The sequence below is a fragment of the Streptococcus sp. HMSC066F10 genome, assembly GCF_001813805.1.
GTDB classification, from domain to species: domain Bacteria; phylum Bacillota; class Bacilli; order Lactobacillales; family Streptococcaceae; genus Streptococcus; species Streptococcus vaginalis.
This window is the reverse complement of record NZ_KV813957.1, coordinates 91123-109789: the sequence shown is the minus strand read 5'-3', so window position 1 is coordinate 109789 and position 18667 is coordinate 91123. Positions and strand designations below refer to the sequence as shown.

The 18667-nt window shown below is 38.1% G+C and carries 17 protein-coding genes and 2 pseudogenes; 17 read left to right on the top strand and 2 right to left on the bottom strand.

Features of this window, described 5'->3' with window-relative positions; all coding sequences use genetic code 11:
• The first annotated feature begins 50 nt into the window (after positions 1–50).
• The 4 genes and pseudogenes from HMPREF2933_RS01590 to HMPREF2933_RS01575 all read left to right on the top strand — a co-directional run bounded on the left by HMPREF2933_RS01590 (position 51) and on the right by HMPREF2933_RS01575 (position 4124).
• The gene (locus HMPREF2933_RS01590; protein WP_019213949.1) at positions 51–212 is read left to right on the top strand and encodes a hypothetical protein; all 162 of its coding nucleotides are present in this window, start codon (positions 51–53) and stop codon (positions 210–212) included.
• Positions 213–290: 78 nt separating this feature from the next.
• A complete protein-coding gene (locus HMPREF2933_RS01585; protein ID WP_024052578.1) occupies positions 291–1910 on the top strand; it encodes a recombinase family protein in 1620 nt (539 codons plus the stop codon).
• 20 nt (positions 1911–1930) lie between these two features.
• Positions 1931–3424 (top strand): annotated as a pseudogene (locus tag HMPREF2933_RS01580) (helicase); the annotation flags it as partial.
• Between the two features lie 40 nt (positions 3425–3464).
• On the top strand, positions 3465–4124 hold the full coding sequence (locus tag HMPREF2933_RS01575) for a single-stranded DNA-binding protein (RefSeq protein ID WP_000384996.1): 660 nt from the start codon (positions 3465–3467) through the stop codon (positions 4122–4124).
• 68 nt (positions 4125–4192) lie between these two features.
• Here HMPREF2933_RS01575 and HMPREF2933_RS01570 read toward each other — a convergent pair whose 3' ends face one another.
• Together HMPREF2933_RS01570 and HMPREF2933_RS01565 are read right to left on the bottom strand one after the other, a co-directional pair.
• Positions 4193–5524 carry a relaxase/mobilization nuclease domain-containing protein gene (locus HMPREF2933_RS01570; RefSeq protein ID WP_001018662.1) on the bottom strand — a complete coding sequence of 444 codons (1332 nt, stop codon included), beginning with the start codon at positions 5522–5524 and terminating at the stop codon, positions 4193–4195.
• 2 nt (positions 5525–5526) lie between these two features.
• Entirely contained in the window at positions 5527–5883 is a 357-nt protein-coding gene (locus HMPREF2933_RS01565) for a plasmid mobilization protein (protein WP_000013547.1), read from the bottom strand.
• A gap of 338 nt (positions 5884–6221) precedes the next feature.
• Here HMPREF2933_RS01565 and HMPREF2933_RS01560 point away from each other — a divergent pair.
• From HMPREF2933_RS01560 to HMPREF2933_RS01505, 13 genes and pseudogenes are all read left to right on the top strand, one after another.
• A pseudogene (locus tag HMPREF2933_RS01560) lies at positions 6222–6662 on the top strand (TetR/AcrR family transcriptional regulator); the annotation flags it as partial.
• A 343-nt stretch (positions 6663–7005) separates the two neighbouring features.
• Positions 7006–7320 (top strand): YdcP family protein, encoded by a 315-nt coding sequence (locus HMPREF2933_RS01555; protein ID WP_000420682.1) that lies wholly within the window; start codon positions 7006–7008, stop codon positions 7318–7320.
• 15 nt (positions 7321–7335) lie between these two features.
• Entirely contained in the window at positions 7336–7722 is a 387-nt protein-coding gene (locus HMPREF2933_RS01550) for a YdcP family protein (RefSeq protein ID WP_000985015.1), read from the top strand.
• Between the two features lie 28 nt (positions 7723–7750).
• A complete protein-coding gene (locus HMPREF2933_RS01545; RefSeq protein WP_000813488.1) occupies positions 7751–9136 on the top strand; it encodes an FtsK/SpoIIIE domain-containing protein in 1386 nt (461 codons plus the stop codon).
• 2 nt (positions 9137–9138) lie between these two features.
• A complete protein-coding gene (locus HMPREF2933_RS09605; protein WP_000879507.1) occupies positions 9139–9291 on the top strand; it encodes a hypothetical protein in 153 nt (50 codons plus the stop codon).
• 22 nt (positions 9292–9313) lie between these two features.
• Positions 9314–10519: a MobT family relaxase gene (gene mobT / locus HMPREF2933_RS01540; RefSeq protein WP_000398284.1), complete on the top strand. Its 1206-nt coding sequence runs from the start codon at positions 9314–9316 to the stop codon at positions 10517–10519.
• Positions 10520–10561: 42 nt separating this feature from the next.
• Positions 10562–10783 (top strand): hypothetical protein, encoded by a 222-nt coding sequence (locus HMPREF2933_RS01535; RefSeq protein WP_001009056.1) that lies wholly within the window; start codon positions 10562–10564, stop codon positions 10781–10783.
• A 116-nt stretch (positions 10784–10899) separates the two neighbouring features.
• Positions 10900–11397 carry an antirestriction protein ArdA gene (locus HMPREF2933_RS01530; protein ID WP_000342539.1) on the top strand — a complete coding sequence of 166 codons (498 nt, stop codon included), beginning with the start codon at positions 10900–10902 and terminating at the stop codon, positions 11395–11397.
• Positions 11398–11485: 88 nt separating this feature from the next.
• Positions 11486–11878, top strand: coding sequence for a conjugal transfer protein (locus tag HMPREF2933_RS01525; protein ID WP_000723888.1), 393 nt, complete (start codon positions 11486–11488; stop codon positions 11876–11878).
• The gene (locus HMPREF2933_RS01520; RefSeq protein WP_000331160.1) at positions 11862–14309 is read left to right on the top strand and encodes a conjugal transfer ATPase TcpF; all 2448 of its coding nucleotides are present in this window, start codon (positions 11862–11864) and stop codon (positions 14307–14309) included. The genes HMPREF2933_RS01525 and HMPREF2933_RS01520 overlap by 17 nt, the downstream gene beginning before the upstream one ends.
• Positions 14310–14311: 2 nt before the next feature.
• On the top strand, positions 14312–16489 hold the full coding sequence (locus HMPREF2933_RS01515) for a CD3337/EF1877 family mobilome membrane protein (protein ID WP_070672382.1): 2178 nt from the start codon (positions 14312–14314) through the stop codon (positions 16487–16489).
• Positions 16486–17487 carry a bifunctional lytic transglycosylase/C40 family peptidase gene (locus HMPREF2933_RS01510; RefSeq protein ID WP_000769868.1) on the top strand — a complete coding sequence of 334 codons (1002 nt, stop codon included), beginning with the start codon at positions 16486–16488 and terminating at the stop codon, positions 17485–17487. The genes HMPREF2933_RS01515 and HMPREF2933_RS01510 overlap by 4 nt, the downstream gene beginning before the upstream one ends.
• Positions 17484–18419: a conjugal transfer protein gene (locus HMPREF2933_RS01505; RefSeq protein WP_070672379.1), complete on the top strand. Its 936-nt coding sequence runs from the start codon at positions 17484–17486 to the stop codon at positions 18417–18419. Before HMPREF2933_RS01510 ends, HMPREF2933_RS01505 begins: the two co-directional genes overlap by 4 nt.
• Positions 18420–18667: the final 248 nt, after the last annotated feature.

The following is an 18667-nucleotide window of genomic DNA, read 5'->3' as shown; positions in this document are numbered from 1 at the left end:
AATTAAAAATCTAATCGCCTTTTTTTATTGCAACAAAAGGGAGAAATTATATGGAATTAAAAAAGAAAAAACGAAGTGGAAAAATCAACTATGAAATAAAGCGAGTATATGTAGGCAAAAAGCCGATTGAAGAAGTATTTGAAGATATTATCGAGCATGTAGTCGAAAGAAACTTAGAAAAAGATAGAGAAAATAAACAAACGCAAGCGTAAGTATTGATTGACTAAACGGGAGTATTTTAGTATAATTAAATTATTGAGATAGTCCTGTTTAGGGAAAGGAGATTGAAATTGAGCAGGACTAAAAAATATGTAGCAGGACTTTATTGTAGACTATCAAAAGACGACGGAAACTCAGTTGAGAGTATGAGTATATGGTCACAAAAAGTAATGTTAAAACAATTTGCAGAAAGTAACAGTATCGCTATTTATGATTATTATGTAGATGATGGTTATTCGGGAACAAACTTTGAAAGACCATCATTTAAGAAGATGATTACTGATATTGAAAACGGAAAAATAAATTGTGTTATCACAAAAGACTTATCAAGGTTAGGAAGAAACTATCTTCAAAGTGGAGCATATATCGAAATGTACTTTCCACAAAAGAACATAAGATATATTGCAATAACAGATGGTATAGACACATTAAATAGCAATCAAAATGATATTATGCCATTTAAAAACATTCTCAATGAAATGTACGCAAAGGATACTTCCAAAAAAGTTAAAAGTGCAATTCAAAGTAGAATGAGAGAGGGAACATATATAGGCTCTAAAGCTCCATTTGGTTATCTAAAAGACCCTAATAATAAACGCAGATTAATCATAGATGAGAAAACTAAACCTATTATAGAACTCATTTATAAATTGTGTTTAGAGGGTAAGGGTACTCAACTTATTAGCCAGGAGTTGATGAAGAGAAAAATTCCAAGACCAAGTGCTTTTGTTGAAAATGCTGAAAAGCTTTATGGACTAACAGAAGAAAATAAATATCAATGGTCACATAGAATGGTGTTAAATGTTTTGCGAGATCCCGTTTATTGTGGAAATATGGCAAGAAATAAAAGACCTACCTTATCATTTAAGAACTCAAAAAGAATGTATATTCCTAAAAGTGACTATATTTATGCTAAAGATACCCACGAGGGAATAGTTAGTGAGGAAATATGGGAACAAGTTCAAACAATGGTTGATAAGAGGAAGTGTAACAATAAAAAGGGACTCTATTATGACAACATTTTTCAAGGACTTGTAAGATGTCCTAAATGTGGTTATGCATTGACACCAAAAACTGATTATAGGCTTAAAAAGAAAGAACTCATAGACTTTGTTCATTTTTCTTGCTCCACATATAAAAAATATGGAGTAAATGCTTGTTCATCACACAGAATTGAAGCTAGGGATCTATATAATATTGTTCTTGAAGATATACAATATCATGGAAATATGGCACTATCTGCTAAAGAAGACTTTGTAGAAAAGATAATAGAAAAGATTGAAGTAGAAAAAATTGACGAGGGAAAAGAACTATCTAACAAGCTGGAGCTTAAAAAGAACCAACTAGCAGAATTAGACAGAAGCTATGAACAGTTATATGAAGATAGGTTAGAGGGAAATATAACCGAAAGAAACTTCAATCTAATGAATGTGAGCATATCTAAAAAACAAGACAAGTTAATCGAGGAAATCAAAGTCTTAGAGGGCGATATAGAAGTATCTTTTGAAACTGAAGATAACTACAAGAAATTCATGGATAATATTAGCAAGTATGCTAAGATAAAATCGCTAAACAGATATATTTTAAATCAAATAATAGATAAGATATATGTCTATGACAAGGAAGAAATAGACGGTCAAATTAGCCAAAAGGTTGAAATTCACTACAAGTTTATAGGTAAATTAAATTGACCACTTCGGACTACTCACCAGACCTTGAGCAGCGTGCGGGCAGAATTGTAAGACAGGGAAATGAAAACAAAGAAGTCAGCATATACAGATATGTAACGGAGAATACCTTTGATGCGTACCTTTGGCAGACCATCGAGAATAAACAGAAGTTCATTTCTCAGATTATGACAAGTAAAACACCTGTCAGAGTGGCGGAAGATGTGGACGAAAGCAGCTTAAACTATGCAGAGATTAAAGCCCTTGCTACAGGTGATCCGAAGATTAAGGAAAAGATGGATTTGGATAATGAGGTTACAAAACTTAAAATGCTTGAAGCAAACTATAAGTCCAACCGTTACAGATTAGAGGATAAGGTTGCTAAAAACTATCCGGAAGAAATTGCAAGGACAGAAAAACTCATTGAGGCTGTAAAGAAAGATATTAAAGATGTAGAAGCAAAAGCTGAAGGAGAGGAAAAGTTTACTTCTATTACTATCGGTGGTGAGAAGATATTAGATAAAAAGTTAGCCGGAGAAAAGTTGCTTGAAGCTATTTCTAAAGTGAAAATCAATGAAAGCAAGGTTATCGGTAAGTATAGAAACATGGACTTAGAGGTAAGCTACAACTTCTTCACCAATGAGCATAACTTCAGCTTAAACGGTGCTGCAAAGCATTCAGGAGAGCTTGGAACGAGTGCGGACGGTAATATTACAAGGTTTGATAATGCTCTTGAGAAAATGCCTGAGAAATTAAAGAGGCTTGAAGAAAAGCTCCTCGGCACAAAAGAACAGCTTGAAAATGCCAAAGAGGAATTACAAAAGCCTTTTGAAAAAGCTGATGAACTAAAGGATAATGTGCTTCGCTTGGCAGAACTGAATAAGCTCCTTGATATGGGAGAAGTGGAAGAAAAGAGAAATGATAATCCCCTTGTAGAAGATGTAAAACGAGCCATCATTGACTTCTGCAACAGAGAGTATGAAGAAAATCATAGTTATGATGAGTTTGATACTCTATATCCTGATCTAAAGCACATCGGCATCGCCTATACCAATACACCTGACGAAAGACACAGCATCCAATATGAGCTTAACTTAGAGGATAAGACATGGACACAGTATATTGAAGATATACCGATTAAAACGGAGAGTTTTGATTATGAAAACAAAGGAGAAAATGAAGCTCTAAGGAATATGAAAAATGAAATAGAGCTATCCTCTTTTGAAGATTTAGTCTATGTGGATTCCGAGGACTTAAAGGCAGCTCTGGGACTGGACATTGATGATGAAGGTAACTTCTATGATCCACTTTCTAAAGACCTTGATAATGATGGAATTGCTGACAGATACGACAATGACTTTAAGGACAGCGATTATTTTGAGTCAACCTATGATGTTGAAGATAATTTGCATACCAAAGAGGAAGCCACACAGAAAACGGGTGATAAACCATCTATCTTAGGACAGATAAGAGCCTATCAGGAAGAAAGTAAAACAGAAGAAAAACAAACTGCAAAAGAACAGGAATATGTACGATAAGGGAGGGAAACCTCCCTTTTACCATGAAAGGAGATAAAACATGGATTACAAAACAATGAGAAATCAGATAGAAGATATGGTAAGTGATAATCACAAGGACTTTGTTAAGGCGGTTATCAGCATGGAAAAAGGTATCAACGATGAAAGTGCTTTGGATAAGCTCTATGAGGCTTATATGGACAATGACACCGTTAATTTACTGCATGAGGAATTTGATTACATGATTGAAGATTTAAGAGAACAGGGGCAGATTAAAAATCTTCCTTATGTTCAAGAGGAGAAAGATAATCTTGTCAATATCGTTGGAAATATTGTAGGAAAGATCGATGTAGTTGAAAGGGAAAATAAGAACGGCGAAGCCTTTCAAGTAGTAAACTTCTCTGTGGCATCTAAAGATGATGAGGGCAATAAGGTATATCATAATTGCTCCGCATACGGAGAAAAGGGTGATATTCCAAAAGACTTTAAGCAGGGAGATTTTGTAAAACTCTTTGGACAGATCAGAACTTCCGTTGACGATAACGGCAAGGAACATACTAACATCAGGATACTTTCTTCAAAGCTTTTAAAGGCAAAAGAACAGATGAAAGGTCGAGATGAAAAGAAAGAGTCTGTGCTTGGAGCTATCAAAAAATATCAGGCTGAAGATAAGGAAAAGCCTAAAGAAAAGAAAGAAACATCAAAAGAAGCTGAGAGATAAATTTATGGTCGGTGTGGTCTTGGGACTGCACCGACTCTTTTTTTATTTGCGAAAAAAGGAGATAAAGATTATCTCTCCATCTCCTTACCCATGTAGATTCCGTAATTTTTTCGTATCTTATAAAGCTCGTCCATAGTGGATTTTGAGGAAGAATACTCTTGCATAAGGGTGTTCTTTTTTTCTTGTAATTTATCAAGTTCAGCTAAAATATCCTTTGAATTTGGGAGTTTGGAATAGGATTTTTTAAGCTCTGAGAGAGCATTTTCATATAGGGTAATCTGAGCTTTGTACTCTTCAAAAAATGCCTTGTCAGACGGATTAGCAGTATATTCCTTGTAGCACGCTCTGTATTTTTTAACGGTATGAACTTGCTCCATAGTGGTGGAAAGCTTCTGCATTTCCTTATCAATAGACTTGATTTTCTCTTGTATATTTTGCCTTTCATCAGCTGCTTTTTGAATATACTCGTCAAGCTGTTTAACGGATTTAATGCCATGTTCTCTGATATAAATAACAGACTCAGCCATTGTATGAAGGTTATGTTTGGTTGCCCAATATTCGTAGCCTTTGCTTTCCTTTACCTTTGCATTGGTGTTCATGTCAATAACATTGCTGATGCGTTTTTTGACGGCAGGAGTCTTGATAAACTCTCTTTCTGCAATGCGGTCTTTTAATCTTTCTTCGGTATAATCTTCTCCGATTGTTTTAGTCCTTGTAAATCTCGCCTTATCTTTTGGCTTAAAAGCAATGTGCTTACCGTATTTGATTTCATAGCCAAGATCAGCCATCTTCTTTAAAAATTCGTCCCAGTCCTTTGACTGTTTTATCATTCTGTCAATGTCAAATTGAAGCCTGCTTTTCCAAGAAGTGCCATGTTTTGCCTGTTCATTTTCATACCAAGATTTACCGTTAGTCTTGTATTTTTTCTTATAGCTTTCGTAAAACTCGTCAATAACGGATAGGTTATTTTCTTTGCAGAGTTTATCACTCTGATAACGGATTTGGTGGTAACTTTTCTTGTTAGACTGGTAGCACCTACCTGTTACCATATTTACATTATTGAAGATGATGTGATTGTGGATATGCCCCTTATCTACGTGAGTAGATAAGACAAATTCGTACTCCTCTTTGAGTATCTTTTTACACAGCTCCATACCAATCTGGTGAGCCAATTCAGGGCTTGTTTCTCCCGGTAAAAAGGATTGAATGAGATGTCTTGCAAGAACGGTTCCTTTTGTTCCTGCGTCATTTCGTGTCCTTAAAAACTGAGTGTGAGCAGTTGATTCGTGGCATTTATGAGTGCTTACTAAAAGCTGCTCGTCTGTTTTATCTCCATTTACAATGTAGTCGATAGCAAGATTAAGAGTCGATTTTATTGGGTGTATTTTTGTAATAGCCATTATTATTCACCTTCCGTTTCAGATGTTCTTTTCAGAAGTAGTGAATGAATTTGCCACAGCTCTTTTGAGAAATGTTCAATCTCTTTTTTTATATCACCTATGTCCTCTTTGTAGATTACACCTGTCGAATTTACTCGCTTTGCAATCTGATTGATGTTGTTTGTTGCATTAGAAAGTAAGCCTTGTAAATCTCTGAAAGGCTCTAAATCCACTTGATAAATTTCCTTTTCCAAAACGCATTTGCGGATGAAATGGCTCATGTTTCTACACTTCGCAAGTCTTTTTTTCTCTTCAAAAAGAGCCTTTTCTTCTTCAGTTAGTTTAATTTCAAGTCTTTCGTTTCTTAATCTATTTGCCATAGTTAGTTCCTCCTTTGAATGTATTTCGGGGTCTTAGGGTTCTCCCTAACAATCTAAAAATTGATAAAAAAAGAAGCAGATCCCCAAGGGCTGCTTCGTCAATTTTCCGTAAGTGTCCGTACACTTACTGTGCTTGCTACAAAAGCTACAAAAGCTACAAAAGAATAATTAGAGTAGCAAGCATTAAGCGTGTATAAAACTATTTGTATTTATTGTACCATTTTTTTTATTAGAGTTCCAGAAAATACTTGACATACATGATCGACAATATTAAAATGATAACTAAGTTATCAAGATGAGGCGGGAAATTGATCAGTAAAGAGAAAGTAGGCAGAGTAATGGCAGATTTGAATGGATATGAGCTTACACATAAAAAAATCATGGATAGTGGTAAAGCGAATTTTTTGAAGGATGGATATGAACGAGCTAATTTAAGAAAAATTTGTAAAGATGCTGGAGTTACAACGGGTGCTTTTTACAGGCATTTTAATGACAAAGAAGATTTATTTATCAGTTTAGTTGATCCATTGGCAAAAGAACTTTTGGGTTTTTATAACAAGTTTGAAGAGGAATCTTTTCAAAATATAGAAAAAAATTGTGGAGAAGATTTATCAAAAATTAACATTGAAGGGTCAATTGAATCTGCATTATATATGTTTAGCAAAAAAGATTTATTTAATCTTTTAATATATAAATCATATGGTACGAAATATGATAATTATATAGAGCTTCTTGTGGAAAAGGAAGATATAAATAGACATAAAGCGTTTCATATTATTTAAGTATAAAAATAGCATAAAAATCTAGTTATCCGCATAAAAACTGGACTTATCACACTTTATCAAGGTCAAAACCACTCAATTTACTACTAATTTACTACTTATGAATGAGCTTTGATACGACGATTTATCCTTGAAAAGTGAAGATATAAAGATACTTCCAATAAAATTTGAATATTTAATAGGTAGACACTTCAAAAAATGAGGTGTCTATTTTTTTACCCGATTTTGAAAGGAAGTGAACTTATGAAAACAAAAAATCAAGAATCAAAAGGTCGTTCCCCACTCTTTAAGACCATCAAACATTCATTCAGCCAATAAAAAAGAAAGGATAGGTAAAAATATGGAACTTAAATTTGTGATTCCCAACATGGAAAAAACATTCGGCAATTTAGAATTTGCTGGCGAGGATAAAGTCGTTCAGCGAAGAATCAACGGACGGCTAACTGTCTTATCAAGAAGCTATAATCTCTATTCTGATGTTCAAAGAGCAGATGATATTGTGGTGGTGCTTCCTGCTGAAGCTGGCGAAAAACATTTCGGCTTTGAGGAACGTGTGAAGTTAGTCAATCCACGTATTACCGCAGAGGGCTACAAAATCGGCACTCGTGGTTTTACAAATTACCTTTTACATGCTGACGACATGATAAAAGAATAAAGAAAGAGAGGAAAAATGATGAGATTAGCAAATGGCATTGTATTAGATAAAGACACGACTTTTGGAGAATTGAAATTCTCTGCTCTACGTCGTGAAGTGAGAATCCAAAATGAAGACGGGTCGGTTTCAGATGAAATCAAGGAACGTACCTATGACTTAAAATCCAAAGGACAAGGACGCATGATTCAAGTAAGTATTCCTGCCAGCGTGCCTTTGAAAGAGTTTGATTATAACGCACGGGTGGAACTTATCAATCCCATTGCGGACACCGTTGCTACTGCCACCTATCAAGGAGCAGATGTTGACTGGTATATCAAGGCAGACGATATTGTGCTGACAAAGGATTCTAGTTCATTCAAAGCTCAACCACAAGCAAAGAAAGAACCGACACAAGACAAATAGTCGCTAGGTAGAAAGGAGACTTTTTCGCATGAAACAGCGTGGTAAAAGGATTCGCCCATCTGGTAAAGATTTAGTCTTTCATTTTACGATAGCGTCACTCCTGCCTGTTTTCCTGCTGGTTGTCGGACTGTTTCATGTGAAGACAATCCAGCAGATCAACTGGCAGGATTTTAACCTATCACAAGCAGATAAGATTGACATTCCCTATTTAATTATCAGTTTCAGTGTCGCAATTCTTATCTGCTTGCTGGTAGCGTTTGTATTCAAACGGGTTCGCTATGATACGGTTAAACAACTTTACCACCGTCAAAAACTGGCAAAGATGATACTTGAAAACAAGTGGTATGAATCTGAACAGGTCAAAACAGAGGGTTTCTTTAAAGATAGTGCTGGTCGTACAAAGGAAAAGATAACCTACTTCCCTAAAATGTATTATCGACTTAAAAATGGCTTGATACAGATACGGGTGGAAATCACGCTGGGAAAATATCAAGACCAACTCTTACACTTGGAAAAGAAATTAGAGAGTGGCTTGTACTGTGAGCTGACGGATAAAGAGTTAAAGGATTCCTATGTGGAATATACTTTGCTCTATGACACCATAGCCAGTCGTATTTCTATTGATGAAGTAGAAGCTAAAGATGGTAAACTTCGCTTAATGAAAAACGTATGGTGGGAATATGATAAGCTCCCTCATATGTTGATTGCTGGTGGTACAGGTGGCGGTAAAACTTACTTTATACTGACACTGATTGAAGCCTTGCTTCATACAGATTCAAAACTGTATATTCTTGACCCGAAAAATGCTGACCTTGCGGACTTAGGTTCTGTGATGGCAAATGTCTACTATAGAAAAGAAGACTTGCTTTCTTGCATTGAAACATTCTATGAAGAAATGATGAAACGTAGTGAGGAAATGAAGCAGATGAAGAACTATAAGACTGGCAAAAATTATGCTTACTTAGGTCTCCCGGCACACTTCTTAATCTTTGATGAATACGTCGCTTTCATGGAAATGCTGGGAACAAAAGAAAACACCGCAGTTATGAATAAGCTGAAACAGATTGTCATGTTAGGTCGTCAAGCTGGCTTCTTTCTAATACTGGCTTGTCAACGTCCAGACGCAAAATATTTAGGCGACGGAATCCGTGATCAGTTTAATTTCAGAGTGGCTTTAGGTCGTATGTCTGAAATGGGCTATGGCATGATGTTTGGCAGTGACGTACAAAAGGATTTCTTCTTAAAGCGAATCAAAGGTCGTGGCTATGTTGATGTAGGAACAAGTGTCATATCAGAGTTTTATACTCCCCTTGTACCAAAAGGATATGATTTCTTGGAGGAAATTAAAAAGTTATCCAACAGCAGACAGTCCACGCAGGCGACGTGCGAAGCGGAAGTCGCAGGTGTGGACTGATCTTGCTGGCTGGTGTGGCAATAGCCACGCCAGCACTTAACCCCCCGTATCTAACAGGGGGGTACAAATCGACAGGAAACAGTCAAAAAAACATTAGAAAATCCTTTGGTTACAAGGGATTTACAAAATTTCAGCGTATGTCAAATGGGCTTTAAAAGTTGACATACGCCTTTTTGATTGGAGGGATTTTTACTGAATGAACAAACTTGGTTACAGCATTTAAAAGAAAAACGCTTGGCTTATGGACTATCTCAAAACCGTTTAGCTGTTGCGACTGGTATTACAAGGCAGTATCTAAGCGATATTGAAACAGGAAAAGTCAAGCCATCAGAGGATTTACAGCAGTCCCTTTGGGAAGCTCTGGAACGCTTCAATCCCGACGCTCCCCTTGAAATGCTGTTTGATTATGTAAGGATTCGCTTTCCGACAACAGACGTACAGCAGGTGGTCGAAAACATCTTACAACTGAAACTGTCCTATTTTCTTCATGAGGACTATGGTTTCTATTCTTATTCAGAGCATTATGCTTTAGGCGACATATTCGTCCTTTGCTCCCATGAACTGGACAAAGGAGTTCTGGTGGAATTGAAAGGTCGTGGGTGCAGACAATTTGAAAGCTATCTTCTGGCACAACAAAGAAGCTGGTATGAGTTCTTTATGGACGTTTTGGTGGCTGGCGGTGTGATGAAACGCCTTGACCTTGCCATTAACGATAAGACAGGGATTTTGAATATCCCTGTACTCACTGAAAAGTGCCAACAGGAAGAATGTATCTCCGTCTTCCGCAGTTTTAAAAGCTATCGCAGTGGCGAACTGGTACGCAAAGAGGAAAAGGAATGTATGGGAAACACCCTCTATATCGGTTCATTACAAAGTGAAGTTTATTTCTGTATCTATGAAAAGGACTACGAGCAGTACAAGAAAAATGATATTCCCATTGAAGACGCAGAAGTAAAAAACCGTTTTGAGATTCGATTGAAAAATGAGCGTGCCTATTATGCAGTCCGTGATTTACTCGTCTATGACAATCCAGAGCATACCGCCTTTAAAATTATCAATCGGTATATCCGTTTTGTAGATAAAGACGATTCCAAACCTCGTTCTGATTGGAAACTGAATGAAGAATGGGCTTGGTTTATTGGGAACAATCGTGAACGATTAAAACTAACCACAAAACCAGAGCCTTACTCCTTCCAAAGGACGCTGAACTGGCTATCTCATCAAGTTGCCCCGACCTTAAAGGTTGCGATTAAACTTGATGAAATCAACCAGACGCAGGTTGTAAAAGACATTCTCGACCATGCGAAACTGACAGACCGACACAAGCAGATTTTGAAGCAACAGTCAGTAAAAGAACAGGACGTGATAACAACAAAAAAATAACTCAAATACAAATTCATTGAATATAGAGAGGAGAACATTTTTATGAATTTTGGACAAAACCTTTATAACTGGTTTCTATCAAACGCTCAATCACTGGTGCTTTTAGCAATCGTTGTGATTGGCTTGTATCTTGGCTTCAAGCGTGAGTTTAGCAAACTGATTGGCTTTTTAATTATTGCGATTATTGCGGTTGGCTTAGTCTTCAACGCTGCTGGAGTAAAAGACATTTTACTAGAGCTATTCAATCGCATTATTGGTGCTTAAATAAAACCGTTCTTTTGTGGAATATAAGTGGTTTTCTTATGTTCCGCAAAGGAATGGTACACCAAACGAAGTGCGGTAGGGATTTTTGAATCTCTACAAAGAAAGGACGTGAATATATGGACGATATGCAAGTCTATATTGCGAATTTAGGCAAATACAATGAGGGCGAATTGGTCGGTGCGTGGTTTACCTTTCCCATTGACTTTGAGGAAGTCAAAGAGAAAATCGGCTTGAATGATGAATATGAGGAATACGCCATTCATGACTACGAGTTACCCTTTACGGTTGACGAATACACTTCCATTGGCGAACTCAATCGACTATGGGAAATGGTATCGGAATTACCCGAAGAATTACAATCGGAGCTATCTGCTCTGCTCACTCATTTTTCAAGCATTGAAGAACTAAGCGAACATCAAGAGGATATTATCATTCATTCCGATTGTGATGATATGTATGACGTGGCACGCTACTACATTGAAGAAACGGGTGCTTTAGGCGAAGTACCAGCTAGTCTTCAAAACTATATTGATTATCAAGCCTATGGTCGGGATTTAGACCTTTCAGGAACGTTTATCTCAACCAATCATGGGATTTTTGAAATCGTCTATTAAATCTGTCGGTACATTACTACTGGCAGATTTTCTATTTTACGGGGTGGCTCAATCAGCTACCCCTATTTTTTATGAAAGGATTGATTACATGAAGAAAATACGAAGCTATACCAGTATCTGGTCTGTGGAAAAGGTACTGTATTCTATCAATGATTTTAGACTTCCGTTTCCCATAACCTTTACGCAAATGACATGGTTTGTCGTGTCACTCTTTGCAGTGATGATACTTGGCAACTTGCCCCCTCTTTCCATGATAGAGGGAGCATTTCTCAAATACTTTGGGATTCCTGTGGCTTTCACATGGTTTATGTCTACAAAAACTTTTGATGGTAAAAAGCCTTATGGATTTTTGAAGTCTGTCATTGCTTATGCACTGCGACCAAAGCTGACCTATGCAGGAAAAAAAGTAACGCTTGGCAGAAACCAGCCACAAGAAGCCATTACAGCAGTTAGGAGTGAATTTTATGGCATATCCAATTAAATACATTGAAAACAATCTCGTCTGGAATAAAGACGGGGAATGTTATGCTTACTATGAGCTTGTTCCTTACAATTACTCATTTCTAAGTCCAGAACAGAAAATACAAGTGCATGATTCTTTCAGACAGCTTATCGCACAAAATCGTGATGGCAAAATTCATGCTTTACAAATCAGTACAGAATCCAGCATACGTTCTGCACAAGAGCGTTCCAAAAATGAAGTCACTGGCAAGCTCAAAGCGGTTGCCTATGACAAAATCGACCAACAGACAGACGCTTTAATATCCATGATTGGCGAAAATCAAGTGAACTACCGTTTCTTTATCGGCTTTAAGTTGCTTCTCAACGATCAGGAGTTTTCTATGAAAAGTCTTACCGTTGAAGCAAAAAATGCTTTGTCTGATTTTGTCTATGATGTGAACCATAAGCTGATGGGCGATTTTGTTAGTATGAGTAATGATGAAATCCTGCGTTTTCAGAAGATGGAAAAGCTCTTAGAAAATAAAATCTCTCGTCGTTTCAAAATCCGCAGGTTAGATAAGGACGACTTCGGCTATCTGATTGAACACCTTTACGGACAGACAGGCACTGCCTATGAAGAGTATGAGTACCATCTATCAAAGAAAAAGCTGGATAATGAAACGCTGATTAAATACTATGACTTGATTAAGCCTACTCGCTGTTTGGTGGAAGAAAAACAGCGATATTTGAAAATCCAGCAGGAAGATGAAACCGTCTATGTAGCTTACTTTACCATTAACAGCATTGTCGGAGAACTGGACTTCCCGTCCTCTGAAATCTTCTACTACCAGCAACAGCAATTTACATTCCCGATTGATACGTCAATGAATGTGGAAATTGTAGCGAATCGTAAAGCCCTATCTACTGTCCGCAATAAAAAGAAAGAACTGAAAGACTTGGATAACCACGCTTGGCAAAGTGATAATGAAACCAGCTCCAATGTGGCGGAAGCTCTGGAAAGTGTGAATGAGCTGGAAACCAATTTAGACCAAAGCAAGGAATCTATGTACAAGCTGTCTTATGTGGTAAGGGTATCAGCAAATGATCTTGACGAACTCAAACGTCGTTGTAATGAAGTGAAAGATTTTTATGACGATTTAAGCGTAAAACTGGTACGACCATTTGGGGATATGCTCGGCTTACATGAAGAATTTTTACCTGCCAGCAAGCGTTATATGAATGATTATATTCAATACGTGACCTCTGATTTCCTCGCTGGTTTAGGTTTTGGTGCTACTCAAATGCTGGGGGAAAATGAGGGGATTTATGTTGGCTACAGCTTAGATACTGGACGCAATGTCTATCTGAAACCTGCTCTTGCCAGTCAAGGGGTTAAGGGTTCAGTAACCAATGCGTTAGCGTCGGCTTTTGTTGGTTCGCTGGGTGGTGGTAAATCCTTTGCGAATAACCTTATCGTCTATTATGCGGTGCTTTATGGGGCACAAGCAGTGATTGTAGACCCAAAAGCAGAACGTGGCAGATGGAAAGAAACCTTGCCAGAGATTTCCCATGAAATCAATATCGTCACTCTGACTTCTGATGAGAAAAACAAAGGCTTACTTGACCCTTATGTGATTATGAAAAATCCCAAAGATTCTGAATCACTGGCTATTGATATTCTGACATTCCTTACGGGGATTTCCTCTCGTGATGGGGAACGCTTCCCAATCCTTAGAAAAGCCATTCGTGCAGTAACCAATAGTGAAGTACGAGGGTTGATGAAAGTGATTGAGGAATTACGGGTTGAGAATACGCCACTAAGTACCAGTATAGCCGACCATATCGAAAGTTTTACAGACTATGACTTTGCACATTTATTATTCAGTAATGGTTATGTGGAGCAGTCTATCAGCTTAGAAAAACAACTGAACATTATACAGGTTGCGGACTTGGTACTTCCCGACAAGGAAACTTCCTTTGAGGAATATACCACTATGGAGCTTTTATCCGTTGCTATGCTGATTGTCATTAGTACCTTTGCTTTAGACTTTATCCATACAGACCGAAGCATTTTCAAGATTGTAGATTTAGACGAAGCATGGAGCTTTTTACAGGTAGCACAAGGAAAAACACTATCTATGAAGCTGGTTCGGGCTGGTCGTGCTATGAACGCTGGGGTATATTTCGTGACCCAAAATACAGACGACCTCTTAGATGAAAAACTGAAAAATAACCTCGGCTTAAAATTTGCATTTCGTTCCACTGACCTTAACGAGATTAAAAAGACCTTAGCCTTTTTTGGTGTAGACCCAGAGGACGAAAACAATCAGAAGCGATTGCGTGATTTGGAAAACGGGCAATGCCTTATCAGTGATTTATATGGTCGTGTCGGTGTGATACAGTTCCACCCTGTATTTGAAGAACTGCTCCATGCCTTTGATACCAGACCACCTGTGCGAAAAGAGGTGTAAATGTGAAACCATCAATAGTAAACAGAATAAAATCAAACTGGACGCTGAAACGTCTAGGTAAAGTGGCAATGACAGTGGCTTTCACACTTGTGATTGCCATTTTTCTTTTAGCCATGCTGGGAACGGTGGTTCAAGCTGCGGGCTTGGTAGATGATACGGTCAATGTGGCAAATGAATACAGCCGATACCCACTTGAAAACTATCAACTGGATTTTTATGTGGATAATAGCTGGGGCTGGCTTCCGTGGAACTGGTCGGACGGGATTGGAAAACAGGTCATGTATGGACTATATGCCATTACCAATTTTATTTGGACAATCAGTTTGTATGTTTCCAATGCGACAGGTTACTTAGTACAGGAAGCCTATTCCTTAGACTTCATTTCCGCTACAGCAGATTCCATTGGTAAGAATATGCAGACCTTAGCTGGTGTGAGTGCAAACGGATTTTCAACAGAGGGTTTCTATGTTGGATTCCTCTTACTCTTGATTTTGGTTCTTGGGGTTTATGTTACCTATACGGGACTGATAAAGAGAGAAACCACAAAGGCAATTCATGCCATTATGAATTTTGTGCTGGTGTTTATCCTATCGGCTTCCTTTATTGCCTACGCTCCCGACTACATTAAAAAAATCAATGACTTTTCATCAGACATCAGTAATGCCAGTTTATCACTTGGCACGAAGATTGTCATGCCCCATTCCGATAGTCAAGGCAAGGACAGCGTGGACTTAATCAGAGATAGCCTGTTTTCCATACAGGTTCAGCAACCGTGGCTACTGCTTCAATACAACAGTTCAGACATTGAAAGTATCGGTATTGACCGTGTGGAAAGCCTGCTCTCCACCAGCCCAGATTCCAACAATGGCGAAGACAGAGAAAAAATTGTTGCGGAAGAAATTGAAGACAGAAGCAATACCAATCTAACCATTACAAAGACCATTAACCGTTTAGGTACAGTCTTCTTCCTATTTGTCTTCAATATTGGGATTTCCATATTTGTATTCCTATTAACAGGAATCATGATTTTCTCGCAGGTACTTTTTATCATCTATGCTATGTTTCTGCCTGTGAGCTTTATTTTAAGCATGATTCCATCATTTGATGGTATGTCAAAACGAGCCATAACAAAGCTCTTTAATACCATTTTGACACGAGCTGGAATCACATTGATTATTACGACAGCATTTAGTATTTCAACCATGCTCTATACCTTATCGGCTGGTTATCCGTTCTTTTTGATTGCTTTTCTACAGATTGTGACCTTTGCAGGAATCTACTTCAAGCTGGGCGATTTAATGAGTATGTTTTCTCTACAGAGTAACGATTCTCAAAGTGTGGGAAGTCGTGTGATGAGAAAACCTCGTATGCTTATGCACGCTCACATGCACCGTCTACAGCGGAAACTTGGACGTTCCATGACTACTCTAGGGGCTGGGTCTGCCATTGTTACAGGTAAAAAAGGACAGTCGGGTTCGGGGAGTTCTGCAAGGACACAAGCAGATCACTCCCGACCAGACGGAAAGGAAAAATCAACACTTGGAAAACGTATCGGTCAAACCATCGGTACAGTAGCTGATACCAAAGACAGAATGGTAGACACTGCTAGTGGTTTGAAAGAACAGGTTAAAGATTTGCCGACCAATGCAAGATATGCAGTATATCAAGGAAAATCCAAAGTAAAAGAGAATGTCCGTGATTTAACCAGTAGTATTTCTCAAACCAAAGCGGACAGAGCCAGTGGACGCAAGGAACAGCAGGAACAAAGGCGAAAAACCATTGCGAAGCGTCGCTCTGAAATGGAACAGGTCAAACAGAAAAAACAGCCTGCTTCTTCTGTTCATGAAAGACCGACTACAAGACAAGAACAATATCATGATGAACAGACCTCAAAACAGTCTAATATTCAGACTTCATATAAGGAATCTCAACAAGCCAAACAAGAGCGTCCAGCAGTTAAGTCCGATTTTTCAAGTCCAAAAGTGGAACGCCAAGGCAATACCGTTCAAGAAAAAACCGTTCAAAAGCCAGCAACTTCAACCACTACAGCAGATAGAACTTCACAACGTCCAATCACAAAAGAACGTCCGTCTACTGTTCAAAGAGTACCACTACAAAATACAAGAAGTAGACCACCAATCAAAACCGCCACCATTAAGAAAGTCGGTAAGAAACCATGAAGTTGAAAACTTTAGTGATTGGTGGTTCTGGATTATTCTTGATGGTCTTCTCACTGCTTCTGTTTGTTGCCATTTTATTTTCAGATGAACAGGACAGCGGAATTTCCAATATTCATTATGGAGGTGTGAATGTTTCCGCAGAAGTGCTGGCTCATAAGCCTATGGTAGAAAAATATGCCAAAGAATATGGCGTTGAAGAATATGTCAACATACTTCTTGCGATTATACAGGTGGAATCGGGCGGTACTGCGGAAGATGTTATGCAGTCCTCGGAATCCCTCGGTCTTCCACCTAATTCATTGAGTACAGAAGAATCCATTAAGCAAGGTGTGAAGTATTTCAGTGAATTATTAGCCAGTAGCGAAAGGCTCAGTGTAGATTTAGAATCGGTTATCCAGTCCTACAATTATGGTGGTGGTTTCTTAGGGTATGTGGCTAATCGTGGAAATAAATATACCTTTGAACTGGCTCAAAGTTTCTCAAAAGAGTATTCAGGTGGCGAAAAAGTGTCTTACCCCAATCCCATAGCCATACCTATCAATGGGGGCTGGCGATACAACTATGGCAATATGTTTTATGTGCAACTGGTAACGCAGTATCTTGTCACAACAGAGTTTGATGATGATACGGTACAAGCCATCATGGACGAAGCACTGAAATATGAGGGCTGGCGATACGTTTACGGTGGAGCTTCCCCGACTACTTCTTTTGATTGTAGCGGACTGACACAATGGACGTATGGAAAAGCTGGAATTAACTTACCACGAACCGCACAACAGCAATATGATGTGACCCAGCATATCCCACTATCGGAAGCACAAGCTGGCGATTTGGTTTTCTTTCATTCTACCTATAACGCTGGCTCTTATATTACTCATGTTGGGATATACCTTGGCAATAACCGTATGTTTCATGCAGGCGACCCAATCGGTTATGCCGACTTAACAAGCCCCTACTGGCAACAGCATTTAGTGGGAGCAGGACGAATCAAACAATGAGAAAGGAAGATTTAATGATGAAATTTAGAAAAAATCAGAATAAAGAAAAACAGATACCAAAGGAAAAGAAACCTCGTGTCTACTATAAGGTCAATCCTCATAAAAAGGTTGTGATTGCCTTGTGGGTACTTTTAGGGCTTAGTTTCAGCTTTGCGATATTCAAGCACTTTAGAGCTATAGATACTCATACTATTCACGAAACAACTATCATAGAAAAGGAATACGTTGATACTCATCATGTAGAAAATTTTGTAGAGAACTTTGCGAAAGTCTACTATTCATGGGAGCAATCCGATAAGTCCATTGATAATCGAATGGAAAGTCTAAAAGGCTATCTGACAGATGAACTTCAAGCTCTCAATGTTGATACAGTACGCAAAGATATTCCTGTATCGTCTTCTGTAAGAGGATTTCAGATATGGACGGTAGAGCCAACTGGCGACAATGAGTTTAATGTAACCTACAGTGTAGACCAGCTCATTACAGAGGGAGAAAATACAAAGACCGTCCACTCTGCTTATATAGTGAGTGTCTATGTAGATGGTTCTGGAAATATGGTACTGGTTAAGAATCCGACCATTACCAACATACCTAAGAAATCAAGTTATAAACCAAAAGCCATTGAAAGTGAGGGGACGGTTGATTCCATTACAACCAATGAAATCAATGAGTTTTTAACGACGTTCTTCAAGCTCTATCCTACAGCGACAGCCAGTGAACTTTCCTACTATGTGAATGACGGGATATTAAAACCAATCGGAAAAGAGTACATCTTTCAAGAACTGGTAAATCCTATTCACAATCGTAAGGATAATCAAGTCACGGTATCGCTGACAGTGGAGTATATCGACCAGCAGACCAAAGCAACGCAGGTATCTCAATTTGATTTGGTACTTGAAAAGAACGGGAGTAATTGGAAGATTATAGAATAACAAATATTGGTACATTATTACAGCTATTTTGTAATCACGTACTCTCTTTGATAAAAAATTGGAGATTCCTTTACAAATATGCTCTTACGTGCTATTATTTAAGTATCTATTTAAAAGGAGTTAATAAATATGCGGCAAGGTATTCTTAAATAAACTGTCAATTTGATAGTGGGAACAAATAATTGGATGTCCTTTTTTAGGAGGGCTTAGTTTTTTGTACCCAGTTTAAGAATACCTTTATCATGTGA